Raw genomic sequence first — 15,810 nt, 5'->3', positions numbered from 1 at the left:
CCATGAGGAAAACAGATTACCTGATCGTTGGCCAGGGCATTGCGGGCACCATGCTTAGCTGGTTCCTGATGCAGGCCGGCAGGAAGGTGATAGTAATAGATGATGCAAAGGCAAACAGTGCTTCACGGGTGGCGGCGGGTATCATTAACCCGGTATCCGGCCGCCGGTTTGAGCCTGCATGGCTATATGATACGTTGTATCCCTTTGCGGAGGCTACGTATAACCAGTTATCGGATTTACTGAAGGTGCCGGTTTTTACAGCACGGCGGCTCTGGAATATATTCCCTTCCCAACAAATGAGGGATGCGTTTCTGACGAAGACTACCGGTGATGAATACACGGAGTTGCCGGAAGTATTGGAATATGAGCAGTGGGTGGATCAGCCTTATGGAGCGGCAGTTGTAAAAGGCGCTACCGTAAACCTGCGGGCACTGCTACCGGCTTACCGCCAATATTTACAGGAGCAGGATGCACTGTTATCGGAGCACCTGGATCTGAACGCGCTGGAACTAACAGCCACCGGTGTAACCTACGGCAACATCCAGGCAGACAAAATCATTTTCTGCGATGGGGTGGCTACCACCGGCAATCCCTTCTTCGGAAATATAAAATTCCTGCCCAACAAAGGGGAGGTGCTGCTGCTGAAGATCCCCGGGCTGGATACCGGGGATATCATTAAAAAAAGCATTACACTGGTTCCGCAAGGGCCGGAGTTATTCTGGGCAGGCTCTTCTTTTATATGGGATTATGAAGATGATCATCCAACAGAAAAACAAAGGGAGATACTGGAGAAAAGTTTGCAACAGCTGTTGAAGGTGCCATACCAGGTCCAGGAGCAACTGGCCGCTGTGCGCCCGTCCGGAAATGACCGCCGCCCGATAGTGGGCTTACATCCCGATATGCCGGCTTTGGGCATCTTTAATGGGTTAGGCACAAAAGGTTGTTCGCTGGCACCCTTTATGGCAGCGCATTTCACGGAAGTATTGGCTGGCAATGCCCGCCTGATGCCGGAAATAGATGTAAATCGATATTTTAACAGGCTGCGGGGATAAAATCCACGTATCAAACCGTATCTTTGCCCCCCTTATGGGCATGGCTGAACAACTGAAAAGTAATCACAAACAGCTGGCAGTCCATTCCGGAATTCGACCATAAAACAATTAAAATCAACTATTTACGCATGTATAGGACGCACACTTGCGGGGAATTAAGAATAGAACAGGTGAGCCAGGAAGTTACACTGGCCGGCTGGGTACAAACAGTCAGAAAATTTGGCAGCATCACTTTTATTGATCTGCGTGACCGTTATGGTATTACACAATTGTTATTTGGAGAAAACCTGAATGCCAAGCTCGATGCACAGCCTTTGGGCCGCGAGTTTGTAATCCAGGTGACTGGTAAAGTAACAGAGCGTTCCAGTAAGAATAAAAATATTCCAACCGGTGACATAGAGATCACGGTGAGCGACTTTACCATCCTGAATGCGGCTAAAACCCCGCCGTTTACAGTACTGGATGATACGGATGGTGGTGAAGAACTGCGGATGAAATACCGCTATCTTGATCTCCGCCGCAACGTTGTAAAGCAAAACCTGGAGCTGCGTTATAATATAGGTCGTGTTGTACGCAACTACCTGCATTCAAAAGGCTTCATGGACATTGAAACGCCGTTCCTGATCAAGTCCACACCGGAAGGTGCCCGCGATTTCGTGGTGCCCAGCCGTATGAATGCAAATGAGTTTTATGCATTGCCACAGTCGCCCCAAACCTTCAAGCAACTGCTGATGGTGAGCGGGTATGACCGCTACTACCAGATCGTGAAGTGTTTCCGGGATGAGGACCTGCGTGCAGACCGTCAGCCGGAGTTTACACAGATCGATTGTGAGATGAGTTTTGTGGAACAGGAAGATATTCTGAATACGTTTGAAGATATGCTGAAACATATCTTCCGTGAAATAAAAGGAATTGAATTTGAAGGTGATTTCCCACGGATGACCTGGGAAGAGGCCATGGAGTTTTATGGTAACGATAAACCGGATATCCGCTTTGAAATGAAGCTGGCTGGTTTGAACGCTATTGTAAAGGACAAAGGCTTCAAGGTATTTGATGAGGCGGAACTGGTAGTGGCTATTGCTGCTGAAGGTTGCGCGGAATATACCCGTAAGCAGCTGGATGAGCTGACAGACTGGGTGAAGCGGCCACAGATTGGTATGAGCGGGCTCATCTATGTTAAATATAACACGGATGGCACACTGAAGAGTTCGGTGGATAAGTTTTTTGATGAACAACAATTAAAGCTGTGGGCGCAGCAATGTCAGGCAAAACCCGGAGATCTGATCCTGGTGCTGGCTGGCAGGGAAGAACGTACCCGTAAAGCGATGAGCGAACTCCGCCTTGAAATGGGCGAACGCCTCGGTTACCGCAATAAAAATGAGTATAAGCCGTTGTGGGTGATAGATTTCCCGCTGTTTGAATACGCAGAAGAGGAAAACCGCTGGGTGGCACGTCACCATCCGTTCACGTCACCGAAGCCGGACCAGATTGCTTTAATGGATGACCTTTCCCAATATGCCAGTATCAAGGCGAATGCCTACGATATTGTATTGAACGGTACAGAAATAGGCGGTGGCTCTATCCGTATATTCCAGCGCGATTTACAGCAGAAGATGTTTGCTGCACTGGGTATGACCAAAGAAGAAGCAGAACATAAATTTGGGTTCCTTTTAGGGGCTTTTGAATATGGGGCACCTCCACATGGTGGAATTGCCCTTGGATTTGATCGCTTGTGCTCGCTTTTAGGTGGCAGTGAAAGTATCCGTGACTTTATCGCATTCCCGAAAAACAACTCAGGACGCGATGTAATGCTGGATGCACCAAGTGAAATTGATCAGATACAGTTGAAAGAATTAAAGATTAACCTGGTAAAGTAATACCGGCACAATCTTTGCAATTAGCGGGTTCTTTTATGCGTAAAAATCCCCTTTGATATGGCACTTTGCCGCATCAAAGGGGATTGACGCTAATATAAGGTACTATATTTTTTAACAAGAAATTAACGAGAAGAAGATAAGGCCAGAGAAGAGACGTATTATCTAAATATTTAAAGTAATATTGCGGTGTGATCATCGTTGATATGTGAGGTAAGAAAATGATGCTGAAAACAAACAACAATCTATCACCTGATACAAAAAGTACTACCATGAGAATCTCATCATTCTTCAAGCGGCAAGTATGGTTATGTGGGGTGTTTTTATTGCTGATGCTCAGCAATGTTGGGTATGCTCAACAATCCACGAGTAGTTATATGAAGAAATACAAACCGGTTTCCGTTGAGTTAATGCAGGAAACAGGTATCCCTGCCAGTGTTATACTGGGAGTAGCCATGCTGGAATCCGGTACCGGAACCAGCAGAAATGCCAAATTGCTGCATAATCACTTTGGTATTGTAGGAAAGAATAACCTGAGTAAGATCAAGCCCGGACATCGTTCCGTGTACAAGCAATATGCTTCTGATCTTGCTTCGTATGAGCATTTTGTAGAATTACTGGCTAAAAAGAGGTGGTTTGGTCAAGTGAAAGGGAACCAGGAATTTGCGGTATGGCTTAAACATATGAATCGTAGCGGCTACTCCACTGCGGGACATGAATGGATAAGAAGAGTGACAGCAATTATTAACCGTTACAAACTGTATAAGCTGGACGCAGGCATGGATAGCGTGGCACGGGGATCATCATCTTGGTTGACCGTGGGCCTGCCAGCCACCGACGACCGGTGAGTGCTAAATGATTCATTAAATTATGCCTGGCAAAAACAAGTCTGCCTATCCTTTCATTATTATCCTGGGATCATTAGTGTGTTTGTTAGGACTGTCACAGCTTAACTACACCTTTTCATACAAAGACTTTCAATTCCGTCGCCTGGATATGTTGTCCGATCTGAGAACAACGCCAGCGCCGGATAAAAAAGAGCTTACTGCTGTTACAGACAGCAGTAAGCTTTCTCCTTCAGATACTGCTGCACTGGCAGCAGGCGATTCCACCAACATTTCCAACCCCGACCTGCTGCACGACTTCATGACGTACAAAGGGATCCTTAACTATACATCTGCCATACCGGGAGATACGGAGGAAATGGGTATTAAAAAGTTCATGACTGCCTTAAAAGAACTGAAAGCAGGCAAACGTAAAAAAGTACGCATCGCCTATTTTGGTGACTCTATGATCGAAGGTGATCTCATCACCTCGGATCTGCGCGACAGCCTGCAGACATTCTTTGGCGGCGCCGGCGTGGGCTTTGTCCCCGTCACCTCCATAGTAGCTTCTTACAGAACTACCATCACCCATACTTTTTCAAATAACTGGAAAGATTATCACTATAAAAACTCCCCGCCATCCAATATTACACTGGGTTTTTCGGGGCATACTTTTTATTCCGGCAGCGATAGCTGGGTGAAATATTCACCCGTGCGCAAACCACGGCTGGATAAATTTCAGGAAGTATCTTTACTATATGGCGCAGCCAGCGACGCCACTGTCAGGATTAACGATAAGGCCTATACGCTTTCCGGCACTGCGCCGGTCAATAAGCTGGACCTGCGCCAGGACACCGGTTCTCCGTCACTGGTCATCAGGTATGACGGTAATCCTGCCACGCCATTTTATGGTGTTTGTTTTGAAAGCGATAACGGTATTTATGTAGATAATTTTTCTTTCCGGGGCATCAGTGGTGTGGAACTGGGGCGTTTGTCGGCCGATATGATCCGGCGTATGCAGCAGGAACATCCCTATGATCTGGTGGTGTTGCACTATGGTGCCAATGTATTGTTCCGTCCTGAGCTGACGGACTACAGCTGGTACGAACGTCCCATGAAAAAAGTGATGGACTCTTTGCGACACGACCTGCCGGCTACCTCTTTCCTGATCATCGGTACGGCAGATAAATCGTATCGCAAAAGCGACCGTTATGTAACAGCGCCAGGAGTGGAAGCATTACTGAAAGTACAGCATGAGCTGGCAGAAGAACACGGCACTGCTTACTGGAACCTCTATGCCGCTATGGGCGGCGAAGGCTCCATGGTGAAGTGGGTGGAAGGAGATACGGTGATGGCCAACAAGGATTATACTCACTTTAACAGACAGGGAGCGGCCAGGGTGGGGGCGCTGCTGTATAAAGCTATAATGAATGATTACAGGGAGGCAGAACAACCTTAGGAGATGTATGGTAGCAGGGCTAATGCTGTTACTCACCACGTTTACTACTTATGCGCAACAAACAACTGCCAACATTATCCAGCAGGACACTGCTTTATATAGTGTTTTTCATAGTTTGTCGGTAGCAGATAGTAATGTAGTGTCCATACTTCATCTCGGGGATTCACACGTACAGGCAGGATTTTTTCCATTCGCTACCGGCGCCTTACTACAACAGGAGTTTGGCTATGCCGGAAGAGGATACATCTTTCCCTATAACCTGGCCGGTACCAACGGACCGGATGATTACCGCTGGAACAGCAACGCGAAGTGGCGTACAGAAAGAGTGATAGACCGTGATAAAACACCGGAGCTGGGCCCCGGCGCTATTGCTATCAGCACACAAAGCAACGCACCTGCACTCGCTTTTACCGGCAAACAGGATGCTGCTATGGATAATAATTTCCGCAAAGTGAAATTGTTCTATGATGCCGGTACGGAAAACAGTACCATCATCTGTCCTGATGCAGAAATAACGGTAACGGCTACCCCGTTTCCTGGTTCTCCTACTGTCAGCATGGCTACGCTCAACTTTTTACAAACATCACAATCCTTCCAGGTAAGATGGGAAGGTACGGGCAGCACCCCTTTCCGCTTTTATGGCGCTGTGCTTGAAAATGGCCGCAACGGTGTGTTGTATCATAGCGTAGGTATCAATGGCGCCATGTTCCAGCATTATAATGATCAGGATAATGTGCTGCGGGCACAGATGGCGGTATTACAACCACAGCTGGTGATCATCTCCCTGGGAACAAACGAGGCCTATGGCCGGCTTGACCCCTTTCAGTTCAGAAATGAAATTGATAAAATGGTGCAGCTGATCCGGGAAGAACTGCCTTCCGCAAACATCCTGCTCACTACGCCGCCAGACTGTATGCGGGCAGTACGCAAGGCTACCCGTAAAAAGATCAGCAAGAAAAAATATAAAACAATCTATCATACCGCTTACTATCCCAATCCATATATTGCTATGGTCACCCAGCAGATCATGGGATATGCAAAACAACACGGCATCGCCTGCTGGAATTTTAACGCAGTAAACAAAGCGCAGAAAAGCAAGTTTGCAGGAGCATGGGCGCCGGATCATATTCATTTTAATGCGAGAGGGTACCAGTTACAGGGGCAGCTGCTATATGATGCAATACAACAATCCTACGCACACTATTTACAGGAAATAAAGAAAAACCCAGTTATCTCCGATGATCAACATTAATAAACTGTTGTCTGAACTTTTGTACAATCCTGCAGATCCTGTGCTGTTTAACAGCGCCTTCTTTTTCTATTTCTTTGCTTTGTTCCTGCTTTGTTACCTGGCAGTAAGCCGCAGCAAACATGGCCGGGTATGGGTATATACTATTTTCTCACTCTACTTCTTTTATAAAGCCTGTGGCTTCTATGTGGGCCTGGTGGTGCTTTCGGCCATTGTGGATTTTAATCTTTCTCACTGGATCCACCGCACGCCCAGCAAGACAGTAAAAAAATCATTACTGATATTCAGTATCGTCCTCAATATAGGGTTGCTGTTTTATTTCAAATACACCGACTTCTTTATCGGCATCATCAATGATGTAACAGCAGGGAATATTCATCCGCTGCACCTGTTACTGCCAATCGGGATCTCTTTTTATACATTTGAAAATCTGAGTTATACGATAGATGTTTACCGGGATGAAATACCGCCTGTCAAACATTTCATGGACTATCTCTTTTTCCTCTCCTTCTTCCCGAAACTGATGATGGGCCCCATTGTACGCGCGGCCGATTTTATACCGCAGATCTCAAAACCATACCGGTTGAACAGTGAGGATATAGGCAAAGGGATGTACCTGATCATTGGCGGATTGTTTAAAAAGATTGTCATATCGGATTTTATCTATCAGAATTTTGTCCAGTATATTTTTGATGATCCCAGTAAACATACCGGCCTGGAATGTCTCATCGGCGTGTATGGGTATGCGTTAGTGATCTATTGCGACTTTTCCGGCTACTCCGATATGGCGCTGGGTATTGCCCGCTGGACCGGGTTTAAGATTCCGCCAAACTTCCATTCACCTTATCAGAGTTCGTCTGTTACAGAGTTCTGGCGCCGCTGGCATATCTCTTTATCCAGCTGGTTGCGCGACTACCTGTACATTCCTTTGGGAGGCAATCGTAAAGGGAAAGTGCGGCAGTTTATCAACCTGGCGCTGACCATGCTGATCGGTGGTTTCTGGCATGGCGCCAGCTGGAACTTTATCTTCTGGGGTGCTATGCACGGCACGGCGCTGGCAGTAGATAAGGTGCGTCTCGACTGGCTGAAAAAGAGAAAGACAGTAATGACTGGATGGAAAGCCTCCGTACTGAAGGTTATAGGGGTGTTTGTTACTTTTCATTTCGTGTGCTTTTGCTGGATCTTTTTTAAAGCGTCCACCTTCCATGATGCATGGGCGCTGATTCACCAGGTGGTATATGATTTCCAGCCGGAAATCCTGATGGAGCTGTACCAGGGTTATACGGCCGTATTCTGGGTGATGGCACTGGGTTTCCTGTTGCATTTTATGCCTTCAAAAATGGAGTTCTCGCTGGAGAAATTACTGGGACGTGTGCCCGTTGCCGGTAGTGTGGCCATTATGGTGGTATTCGTCTGGTTACTGGTGCAGGTAAAAAGCACACAGCCGATGATACCGATATATTTCCAGTTTTAATAGCCCCGCTTCTGCCAGGGAATGAAAATATCACATTCATTGATGCCGGTGAGGGAGATAAAGAAATGATTGCCGCTCATCTTGAAATGGCTGGCCCTGCAACTGTTGTTGATAAATTCATACATGGGGAGGCCGGCTGCAACAAAGCTCATAGGAACGGATAATTTCTTGTAGTGACCGCCGGGTATTTGCCTGGTCACCAATCCGAAAGCTTCCTGGAAGCTCAGTTGTATGGAGAGATGCGCCATATTATTTTGTGGTGTGTTGGGCAACAGTAATCCAACATACATCATCATGCGTCCATAAGTAGTAACCGGTACTACATCAAGCGTACCGGTGATCACCATGGCTTCATGGGTAGCTATCGATGCGGTAATGGCGCGCAGTTGCTGGGAATACGTGGCCATATATACAACCATGTTTCTTACCGGATCATCGCTGCGTGGAAGAATATTGTAATACAGGGTGTAGTTGGGCAATCGTGTATCTTCTGTTCTATCGGTGGTAAAGATGTCTGCCATGTGGCGGTCGTAAGGAGAGGTAATGATCTTTGTGCGTTCCAGGGTAGCTATCTCGTTTGGTAGCAGGAGCATGTCGCGGAAGCTGGTAGGACTGGCATCGAACCGGGCTCTGAAAGCCTTGGTAAAGCTGGAATTGGTGTAGCCGCATCGCTCGCTGATCTCCCGGATGCTAAATCCGCTGTGTCGCAGCAAACCGGCTCCTGCTTCGAGTCTGCTCCGGTTTACAAACCGGATATATGGCTCCTGGCAGATCTCTGTAAACTTGTGAGAAAGGATATCTGCTGATACGCAGAGTTTATCAGCTACTTTCTTCAGGTCGATGTTACCTAAGGGGTCGTTATGTGCGAGGGAAATAGCTTGCTGAATATTCCTCTCCCAATTTAAAATAGTGGAAGGTTTCATAAGGTGATAATAATCTTATCAATTTAAAACATTGCTGCTTCTAAATTGTAGTCAGTGATGTAAATTAACGAGTGGTTAACGAGTTATTAACCAAATGAAATTAGACGCTAATACTTACTTTTGCGCAATAATTTGAAGAGATGATGCGAATTGCGAAATATTTTCTGGTAATAGTTATACTGTTAGGTTCCACGATGGTGGTGCGTGCCCAGTTCCTGATGGATATGATAGATACCACTACCACGCTGGGAAAAGGTATGATGGCCATGTATAAGAAGTATGATGCAATTCAGGTTAGCGGTTATATCCAGCCACAGTTTCAGTTGGCACAGGAAAAGGGTATTGGCAGCTATGCCGGCGGTAACTTCCCGGCCGCTGTAAATAACCGTTTTTCGTTGCGCCGCGGGCGGTTGCGGGTAGATTACGAGCGTTATAACAAGCACGATATGCCGGTAGTGCAGTTCGCATTCCAGTTTGATGGTACCGAAAGAGGGGTTTTTATCCGGGATTTCTACGGCCGTATATTTGAAACCAGGTATAACCTGTTTTCATTGGCAGCCGGTATGTTTGCCCGCCCATTTGGCTACGAGGTGAACTTATCGTCATCCGACCGTGAAACGCCTGAGCGTGGGCGCATGTCGCAGATCCTGATGAAAACGGAGCGCGATCTCGGCGCCATGGTTTCTTTTGAACCACGGGCAAAAGATCATCCGCTGAATTTCCTGAAAATAGATGCGGGGCTGTTTAATGGGCAGGGTTTAACCGCTACCAGCGATTTCGACAGCCATAAAGATATTATCAGCCGTATCAGTGTGAAACCGCAGCGTATTAAAGGAAACAACTGGCTGCTGTCAGGCGGCGTTTCCATGCTATATGGGGGTATGGCGCAGTTTACGCCAACGATCTACCGTATGGGCACTGTAAATGGCAAACCGGGATATATCGCTGACTCCTCTGCTGCCAATATCGACAAAATTGCTCCCCGTCATTACTATGGGGCAGATATACAATTGAAAATACCGAATGGTCCCGGCAAGGGAAGTACCCAGTTCCGGGCAGAATATCTCCGTGGTAAACAAACGGCTACCGCTGTTACTACTGAAACCCCTGGCATTATCCCGGTAGACGCGCAAGGCAATGTTCTCCCTTTATATCTCCGCAATTTTGATGGCGCCTACCTGTATTTCCTGCAGAACCTGGGGAGTGAACAACACCAGGTGGTTGTAAAATACGACTGGTACGATCCTAACAAAAAAGTGGAAGGCAAAGAAATCGGGATACCGGGTGAAGGTCTCACCGCAGCGGATATACGCTACAATACACTTGGTCTTGGATACCTCTACTACGCCAATGAGCACCTCAAATTCATGTTCTACTACGATTGGGTACAGAATGAAACAACGGAGCTGGAAGGCTTTAAAGAAGACCTGAAGGATAATGTGCTTACCTGCAGGATACAATACCGCTTCTAACCAGGATTACCAGGATTAAAAAAGGATTAACAGGATGGGTGTTTTGTTAAATTGTTTTTTTACAAACAACAAAACGCCCATCCTGTTAATCCTTTTTTAATCCTGGTAATCCTGGTCTTTATTCGCGGCCCGATTCCATCGTAAACCCAAACGTACTGCCTATTTCGGGTTTGCTGCGAACGGTAATAGATTGATCGTGTGCTTCCACAATATGTTTTACGATGGCGAGTCCGAGGCCGGTACCGCCAATATCCCTGCTACGGGCGCGGTCTGTGCGGTAGAAGCGTTCAAATACGCGGGGAAGATGGTCTTCCGACATGCCTATGCCATCATCCGATATTTCAATCAGGACACGTTTGCCATCCATGTTATAGATGCTGGCAATGGTATGTCCATCAGGTTTACCGTATTTGATGGAGTTATCTACGAGGTTAATAAGTACTTGTCTGATCTTTTCTTTATCTGCCAGCACCAGTATGGGCGCTTCGCATCCTTTTTTGATATTGAATTTGATGCCTTTGGTATTGGCTTTTAAAGAAAGGGTATCGAATACATCTTTTATAAGATCCTGTATCACGAATACTTCCATGTTAATGGTCATTTCACCACTTTCCAGTTTGGATATTTCATCCAGGTCATCAATCAGTCTGCAAAGACGGTCGATGTTTTTGGTGGCGTTTTTCAGGAACAGTTTATTCACCGCCGGATCTTCCAGTGCACCGTCCAGCAGGGTATGGATGTAACCCTGTACCGCGAAGATGGGGGTTTTCAGCTCATGGGAAAGATTCAGCAGGAACTCCTTTCTGAAGGCTTCATTGCGGCGGAGACTATCCAGTTCTTCTTTCTTCTGGCTGGCCCATTTTTCTACATCTTCACTTACTTCCTCAATTGTTTTCAGGGGAAGGATATTCTTTTGAAAGAATTCTTCCCTTTTAGACGCCTTTGTCTGGTAGATGAATTTGTAGATGAGTTTTATCTTTCTGTAAATAAAATTTTGAAGGGTATACAGATAGAGATAGTATGATACAAGAAAGGTGAGCACAAAAGCACCTGCCATTACTTTCCAGCTTCCATCAATAAACAGGCTGCCCAGCGCGATAATCGCTGAAATGACGAGTGCAGTAAAGCCCGCTAATTTCTGCGGGGATAAATTTTTTGCTTTGAACATACTCCAGAGTGAGTAATTAGTGTAATAATGGGAAATTACTTTAAATTTTTTACTTGCCATAATAAAAGGCTGTTGGCTACCAGCCGGAACTGGTAACCAACAAATGTTTTGATGGAAGAAATACAGAAAAAAGGAATGATGGAAGCCGGCTAAATGCCAGGGGCCAACAGCCGGATCTCAGATCTCAAATTTGTAGCCTACTCCTTTTACGGTGGTGATAAGATCGATGCCAATCTTCTGACGGATCTTCCGGATATGCACGTCGATGGTACGGTCACCTACTATTACTTCCGTGCCCCATACCTGGTTTAATATTTCATTGCGCAGGAATACACGACCGGGTTTGGAGGCGAGCAACTGTAACAATTCAAATTCTTTTTTCGCCAGAATGATTTCCTGGTCTTTGTAAGTAACGGTAAATTTCTCCCGGTCGATGATCAGATCGCCAAGGTGCAACCGGGTTTCCTCCGGTTTGTGCAAGCGACGGAAGAGTGCATTGATCCGGCTTACCAGCAATTTGGGTTTAATAGGTTTGGCGATATAATCATCTGCACCCATGTTCAGGCCATCCACTTCAGACTTCTCATCATTGAGTGCTGTTAAAAAAAGTACCATGGTATCTTTGAATTCAGGAATTTTCCTGAGCTCGCGGCAGGTATCGATCCCGTTTTTGTTCGGCATCATGATATCCAGCATAATCAGGTCTGGCCTGAATATTTTTGCTTTCTGGATAGCCTCGCTGCCGTCTTTGGCGGTTACGGTGTCGTAACCCGCTGTTTTAAGGTTGTAGCTGATAATTTCCAGAATATCCAGCTCATCATCTACTACCAGTATTTTTCCTGCAACCGCTTGGTCTATCATAAATCTTACTTTTAAAAAGACGGCACGAAAGTATAAAGCCTCAGCCGTGATTAATGGAAAAATAACATTATGAAATTGTTAATTCAATACCGGGCGATTTTCCATTGATATGCAGCAAGTTACACCAAATCTTTTCGGTAGTCGATATGTGTATTATTTGCTATCCGTACTCTTATGATTATTATCACTAATACCCTTGCCCACAGCGGAAAGTAGCTGATGCAGCATTTCTACCTGTGTTTGTTGCAGTTCCAGCATATCCTGCTGTTGCCGGATCAGCAGGTGATCCACTTTTTCATGCAGGATACGCACTTCCAGCTCTGATTTGAGATTGATCATATAGTCATTCCGTGCCCGTTGCCGGTCTTTATCTTCCTGCCTGTTCTGACTCATCATGATCACCGGCGCTTGTAGCGCGGCCACGCAGGAGAGGATCAGGTTCAGCAGAATGAACGGATAAGGGTCAAATGCTTTGCTCAGCAACCAATAAATATTGATGCCCATCCAACAGGCAATAAAGCCCAGGAACGCAATGATAAACGTCCAGCTGCCGCCGAAATCGGCAATATTGTCCGCCATCTTTTCACCGAAGCTGCGGTTTATGGCAAGTGGTTCCTCTTCCAGTTTATTCGTGAGCGTTTCATTGTTACGAAGCTTTTCCAGCACCATTTTTTCCATCTCTGTCAGTTCTCCCGTCTCCCTGGTAAAAAAGTTGTCGTAATAACGCTGCCGGTAAACATCCATTTCGCTGATGGCGATATTACACTTGTTACTGAAGTGGGGATGGTCTTTTCGGATCATTTCCAGAATAGAGGCACGGATCATCCGCGCATTTACTTTTTCAGAAAGAGGAAATGATTTGCCGGAGATGTCACTGATGAAAGATTGCATAGCTTTAAGAGTTTAAGCAGGTGGCCGTCAGCCATTAATTATCAGCTTATTTACAATACTACGTTATGAATGTATACAGATGAAATGTAAATTAATTATATGTGTTTTGTCTTAAAAACTAGTAACTAATGACTTAATGCGCGGAGCTATTATAATTTGGTTGTAAATTTGCTATCACGTTCGAGCGAAAAGTACATCTACAATGGGAAAATTTTTTATAATGTTATTGCTGATTGCTTCTCAAAGCAGCAGCTGGGTGCAGGCACAAGGTAATCATATACAGATCCCTATCAGCAGACAGGGATTTCATGATAATATCGATAAAGAGCAGGTGGCAGCGGATAAATTTGATGGAAAGGCTGATGAGCTTGTAAAAGTATCCGATGACCAGACGATCAATTTACAGGTAACGAATGCGCTACTCAAAGAAGTAGATAATATACAACTGGACATTGAGCGGGATTCTTCCCTGGATCACCGGCTGAAAGTAAAATATCTCTCCGGACTTTATGTAATACTGAAAGATTATAATCAGAAGCGTTCATACCGCAAAATTGAAGCGGAAGAAGCGCCCGCCATAGTAACAGCTTACCGCAATATGATGCGTGCGGATATCAAGGGACAAAGCATTCTGCCTTTTGTCCGGAACCTTTCTTTTGACGCCTCTGAAAGAATAATAGAAGTATTTCAGGATAATCCCGGTTATAAAGAAGCCAGGGGACTGGCATTTACCAAATACGCGTTTAATAACCTCGAAACCGTTATGCCTAAACTGGTAAACTACCTGGACTACCCCGGTACCGATTCCGTTATAGCTGCGGTGGCGCGTATATACCCCAATCAGATCCTTACTTACGCTACTTCTTATACCCCGATGGCCAGTGCCATTAAAAGGAACCAGGACCCGATTGTACAGCAGATTGTAAGCATCGGAAGATCTTCCCAGAGTACCAAGATCCTGCCTTTCATAGATGAATTGCTGGCAGGTACTACCACCGTGGAGAAACTGGAGAAGGTGGTAGATAACGATTACCAGTATTATAAACAGATGGTGAAATCCACCATTGCCCTGCAAAAATTGAAAAGCGAAGGGAAAACCCCATATGGAATGAAAGCCATGATGGAAAACATGCAGGCGAAATCATTGTTGTATATCCGCGAAGTAAATGATCTCCATGAAGAATCGGCGCCTGTGCGCTTCCGTGTTGTAAAAGATTTATCTCCCGAAGAATTATATTATCTGATCATCAATGGTCAGGAAGAATTATATACATCCAGTTATACCAACCGCAATAACGCCGGTTTGTACGATCAGATGATGGCCCGTATGAAGCCACCACGCGGGGATAGCCTGTTGATGATGGTCAATTTTGACCGCTTTAAGAAATTCATCGCCATGGCCGCCGGCTTCAACACACTGGACAACTTCCTGAAATCCATGGCGCCTGAAAACTCCAACTACCTGATGCAGAAATATGTACAGAACCTGGAGAAAACAGAAGACCTGGAAGACGCCGTGGACGTGGCCAACTCCTTTGGCAGCATCCGTGATGAAAAGCTGCTGGAATTTCTCCGGCAGGAAGTAAAAAAGAACCTGGCATATGTAAAACGGCATGATGACAAGCGCGGTACCGTGATCTACCAGTTATTGAGCAGTTTGTTTGAAACCGAGTCAACAAAAGAAAATGACTCCTCCAAAGCCTCCGATATGGCTGCGAAGTTTCAGTTGCCACCTATCAACTTCGTAACATTCAGTACACTGGAAAACGATAGTGGCAGGATTTATCAGCAGGTATTTTTTTATGGAGATAAAGACGGGCAGGAATCTTTCGCGAGCTTCATGACCAACTTCCCTTCCTCCGACTGGAAAGTGGTTAAAAATAAATACTACGCTACCATTACATCCATAAAAGGCAAGCCTACCACCATTTACGCCAATCTGCCGATTGACGAACCTGGTGATAAAGAAGCCATTGTAAAATTGTCTGAATACCTGGATGAAAACGATATTCATCCTACTATCTTCATACACCGTGGTCATAGTTATCATATCAATACCACACTGGAAAATCTGCAAAGCTCTGCAAAAATAGTCGTGCTGGGTTCCTGCGGTGGTTATCATAACCTGGCTACAGTATTGGAAAAATCACCGGAAGCACATATCATTTCTTCCAAACAGGTCGGTACCCGTTTTGTAAATGAACCGATCATTCATAGCCTGGAAGATGTAGTTCGCTCCGGTAAGAATGTGGACTGGGTGATCATGTGGGCGCAGCTGACCAAAAAGTTTGCACCGGATGCCCGTAACCGGGAACTATTCAGTGATTACGTACCCCCGCACAAAAACCTGGGAGCCATATTTATTAAGGCTTATAAACAGATCATGAAAGACGGGACCAAGATTAAATAGATTATCAGGATTAACAGGATGGGTGTAGCAGATATAAGCAGATAAATATTAAATTTATACAGTTAAATCGGCTACACCCATCCTGGTAATCTATTTAATCTTGGTTACACCCATCCTGTTAATCCTGAATATCCTTTAATCCTGGTCTTAAAC

The 15,810-nt window shown here is 45.6% G+C and carries 12 protein-coding genes; 8 read left to right on the top strand and 4 right to left on the bottom strand.

Annotated features, from left to right (window positions below; genetic code table 11):
• Positions 1 to 2 precede the first annotated feature (2 nt).
• The 6 genes from ABQ275_RS21460 to ABQ275_RS21435 all read left to right on the top strand — a co-directional run bounded on the left by ABQ275_RS21460 (position 3) and on the right by ABQ275_RS21435 (position 7,932).
• On the top strand, positions 3 to 1,052 hold the full coding sequence (locus tag ABQ275_RS21460; RefSeq protein WP_349315186.1) for an FAD-binding oxidoreductase: 1,050 nt from the start codon (positions 3 to 5) through the stop codon (positions 1,050 to 1,052).
• Positions 1,053 to 1,180: 128 nt separating this feature from the next.
• Entirely contained in the window at positions 1,181 to 2,929 is a 1,749-nt protein-coding gene (gene aspS / locus ABQ275_RS21455; protein WP_349315185.1) for an aspartate--tRNA ligase, read from the top strand.
• A gap of 269 nt (positions 2,930 to 3,198) precedes the next feature.
• Positions 3,199 to 3,774 carry a glucosaminidase domain-containing protein gene (locus ABQ275_RS21450; RefSeq protein ID WP_349315184.1) on the top strand — a complete coding sequence of 192 codons (576 nt, stop codon included), beginning with the start codon at positions 3,199 to 3,201 and terminating at the stop codon, positions 3,772 to 3,774.
• Between the two features lie 22 nt (positions 3,775 to 3,796).
• Positions 3,797 to 5,209 (top strand): GDSL-type esterase/lipase family protein, encoded by a 1,413-nt coding sequence (locus tag ABQ275_RS21445; RefSeq protein ID WP_349315183.1) that lies wholly within the window; start codon positions 3,797 to 3,799, stop codon positions 5,207 to 5,209.
• Between the two features lie 7 nt (positions 5,210 to 5,216).
• Positions 5,217 to 6,461: a GDSL-type esterase/lipase family protein gene (locus ABQ275_RS21440; RefSeq protein WP_349315182.1), complete on the top strand. Its 1,245-nt coding sequence runs from the start codon at positions 5,217 to 5,219 to the stop codon at positions 6,459 to 6,461.
• Positions 6,448 to 7,932: an MBOAT family O-acyltransferase gene (locus ABQ275_RS21435; RefSeq protein WP_349315181.1), complete on the top strand. Its 1,485-nt coding sequence runs from the start codon at positions 6,448 to 6,450 to the stop codon at positions 7,930 to 7,932. The genes ABQ275_RS21440 and ABQ275_RS21435 overlap by 14 nt, the downstream gene beginning before the upstream one ends.
• On the opposite strand, the gene ABQ275_RS21430 is transcribed toward ABQ275_RS21435, so the two are convergent.
• Positions 7,929 to 8,855 carry a helix-turn-helix transcriptional regulator gene (locus tag ABQ275_RS21430; protein ID WP_349315180.1) on the bottom strand — a complete coding sequence of 309 codons (927 nt, stop codon included), beginning with the start codon at positions 8,853 to 8,855 and terminating at the stop codon, positions 7,929 to 7,931. The two genes, ABQ275_RS21435 and ABQ275_RS21430, sit on opposite strands and share 4 nt — an antisense overlap.
• Positions 8,856 to 8,995: 140 nt before the next feature.
• On the opposite strand from ABQ275_RS21430, the gene ABQ275_RS21425 reads away from it, so the two are divergent.
• Positions 8,996 to 10,327 (top strand): porin, encoded by a 1,332-nt coding sequence (locus ABQ275_RS21425; protein ID WP_349315179.1) that lies wholly within the window; start codon positions 8,996 to 8,998, stop codon positions 10,325 to 10,327.
• Positions 10,328 to 10,445: 118 nt separating this feature from the next.
• On the opposite strand, the gene ABQ275_RS21420 is transcribed toward ABQ275_RS21425, so the two are convergent.
• The 3 genes from ABQ275_RS21420 to ABQ275_RS21410 form a co-directional block, all read right to left on the bottom strand.
• On the bottom strand, positions 10,446 to 11,495 hold the full coding sequence (locus tag ABQ275_RS21420) for an ATP-binding protein (RefSeq protein ID WP_349315178.1): 1,050 nt from the start codon (positions 11,493 to 11,495) through the stop codon (positions 10,446 to 10,448).
• 177 nt (positions 11,496 to 11,672) lie between these two features.
• Positions 11,673 to 12,356, bottom strand: a complete 684-nt coding sequence (locus ABQ275_RS21415) for a response regulator transcription factor (RefSeq protein ID WP_349315177.1) — start codon at positions 12,354 to 12,356, stop codon at positions 11,673 to 11,675.
• Positions 12,357 to 12,509: 153 nt separating this feature from the next.
• Positions 12,510 to 13,247 carry a DUF1003 domain-containing protein gene (locus ABQ275_RS21410; RefSeq protein ID WP_349315176.1) on the bottom strand — a complete coding sequence of 246 codons (738 nt, stop codon included), beginning with the start codon at positions 13,245 to 13,247 and terminating at the stop codon, positions 12,510 to 12,512.
• Between the two features lie 220 nt (positions 13,248 to 13,467).
• Between ABQ275_RS21410 and ABQ275_RS21405 the strand changes: the two genes are divergently transcribed.
• The gene (locus ABQ275_RS21405) at positions 13,468 to 15,657 is read left to right on the top strand and encodes a hypothetical protein (RefSeq protein ID WP_349315175.1); all 2,190 of its coding nucleotides are present in this window, start codon (positions 13,468 to 13,470) and stop codon (positions 15,655 to 15,657) included.
• The last annotated feature ends 153 nt before the right edge of the window (positions 15,658 to 15,810 follow it).

The organism is Chitinophaga sp. MM2321 (genome assembly GCF_964033635.1).
Lineage (GTDB): Bacteria > Bacteroidota > Bacteroidia > Chitinophagales > Chitinophagaceae > Chitinophaga.
Note: the sequence above shows the minus strand (reverse complement) of the source record. Positions and strands in the feature narration are given on the sequence as shown.

What these genes read in the sequence shown, in the direction of transcription:
- ABQ275_RS21430 (WP_349315180.1), bottom strand. Translation starts at nt 8,855, where the DNA reads ATGAAACCTTCCACTATTTTAAATTGGGAGAGGAATATTCAGCAAGCT.
- ABQ275_RS21460 (WP_349315186.1), top strand. Translation starts at nt 3, where the DNA reads ATGAGGAAAACAGATTACCTGATCGTTGGCCAGGGCATTGCGGGCACC.
- ABQ275_RS21425 (WP_349315179.1), top strand. Translation starts at nt 8,996, where the DNA reads ATGATGCGAATTGCGAAATATTTTCTGGTAATAGTTATACTGTTAGGT.
- ABQ275_RS21445 (WP_349315183.1), top strand. Translation starts at nt 3,797, where the DNA reads ATGCCTGGCAAAAACAAGTCTGCCTATCCTTTCATTATTATCCTGGGA.
- ABQ275_RS21435 (WP_349315181.1), top strand. Translation starts at nt 6,448, where the DNA reads ATGATCAACATTAATAAACTGTTGTCTGAACTTTTGTACAATCCTGCA.
- ABQ275_RS21450 (WP_349315184.1), top strand. Translation starts at nt 3,199, where the DNA reads ATGAGAATCTCATCATTCTTCAAGCGGCAAGTATGGTTATGTGGGGTG.
- ABQ275_RS21405 (WP_349315175.1), top strand. Translation starts at nt 13,468, where the DNA reads ATGTTATTGCTGATTGCTTCTCAAAGCAGCAGCTGGGTGCAGGCACAA.
- ABQ275_RS21420 (WP_349315178.1), bottom strand. Translation starts at nt 11,495, where the DNA reads ATGTTCAAAGCAAAAAATTTATCCCCGCAGAAATTAGCGGGCTTTACT.
- aspS (WP_349315185.1), top strand. Translation starts at nt 1,181, where the DNA reads ATGTATAGGACGCACACTTGCGGGGAATTAAGAATAGAACAGGTGAGC.
- ABQ275_RS21415 (WP_349315177.1), bottom strand. Translation starts at nt 12,356, where the DNA reads ATGATAGACCAAGCGGTTGCAGGAAAAATACTGGTAGTAGATGATGAG.
- ABQ275_RS21410 (WP_349315176.1), bottom strand. Translation starts at nt 13,247, where the DNA reads ATGCAATCTTTCATCAGTGACATCTCCGGCAAATCATTTCCTCTTTCT.
- ABQ275_RS21440 (WP_349315182.1), top strand. Translation starts at nt 5,217, where the DNA reads ATGGTAGCAGGGCTAATGCTGTTACTCACCACGTTTACTACTTATGCG.